Consider the following 1,089-nt stretch of genomic DNA (forward strand, 5'->3'; position numbering starts at 1 on the left):
GCTGTATTGAAATTCTAACCCGCGCCCCTGATCGGGGCGGGAGACAGTGTCAGGTGGGCAGTTTGACTGGGGCGGTCGCCTCCTAAAATGTAACGGAGGCGCCCAAAGGTTCCCTCAGAATGGTTGGAAATCATTCGTAGAGTGCAAAGGCACAAGGGAGCTTGACTGCGAGACCTACAAGTCGAGCAGGGACGAAAGTCGGGCTTAGTGATCCGGTGGTTCCGCATGGAAGGGCCATCGCTCAACGGATAAAAGCTACCCCGGGGATAACAGGCTTATCTCCCCCAAGAGTCCACATCGACGGGGAGGTTTGGCACCTCGATGTCGGCTCATCGCATCCTGGGGCTGTAGTCGGTCCCAAGGGTTGGGCTGTTCGCCCATTAAAGCGGTACGCGAGCTGGGTTCAGAACGTCGTGAGACAGTTCGGTCCCTATCCGTCGTGGGCGTAGGAAATTTGAGAGGAGCTGTCCTTAGTACGAGAGGACCGGGATGGACGCACCGCTGGTGTACCAGTTGTTCTGCCAAGGGCATCGCTGGGTAGCTATGTGCGGACGGGATAAGTGCTGAAAGCATCTAAGCATGAAGCCCCCCTCAAGATGAGATTTCCCATTCCGCAAGGAAGTAAGATCCCTGAAAGATGATCAGGTTGATAGGTCTGAGGTGGAAGTGTGGCGACACATGGAGCTGACAGATACTAATCGATCGAGGACTTAACCATATTTTTGAATGATGTCACATCTGTTATCTAGTTTTGAGAGAACACTCTCAATTTGTTTGGTGGCGATAGCGAAGAGGTCACACCCGTTCCCATACCGAACACGGAAGTTAAGCTCTTTAGCGCCGATGGTAGTTGGGACTTTGTCCCTGTGAGAGTAGGACGTTGCCAGGCATTTTTATTATCGCGGGGTGGAGCAGTTCGGTAGCTCGTCGGGCTCATAACCCGAAGGTCGCAGGTTCAAATCCTTTCCCCGCAACCAAATGGTCCCGTGGTGTAGTGGTTAACATGCCTGCCTGTCACTCAGGAGATCGCCGGTTCGACCCAGGTCGCGACCGCAATTTATGTTGGCTCGGTAGCTCAGTCGTTAGAGA

Annotated in this window: 1 tRNA gene and 2 rRNA genes; all 3 read left to right on the forward strand. The window is 53.7% G+C overall.

Features of this window, described 5'->3' with window-relative positions:
- Window positions 1-718: ribosomal RNA gene (locus tag ACFUPX_RS44150) — 23S ribosomal RNA — on the forward strand; the annotation flags it as partial.
- A 55-nt stretch (window positions 719-773) separates the two neighbouring features.
- Window positions 774-889 (forward strand): 5S ribosomal RNA (rrf, locus tag ACFUPX_RS44155).
- A gap of 11 nt (window positions 890-900) precedes the next feature.
- A tRNA-Met gene (locus tag ACFUPX_RS44160) sits at window positions 901-977 on the forward strand.
- Window positions 978-1,089 lie beyond the last annotated feature (112 nt).

The organism is Streptomyces sp. NPDC057302, assembly GCF_042667685.1.
Taxonomy (GTDB): Bacteria; Actinomycetota; Actinomycetes; order Streptomycetales; family Streptomycetaceae; genus Streptomyces.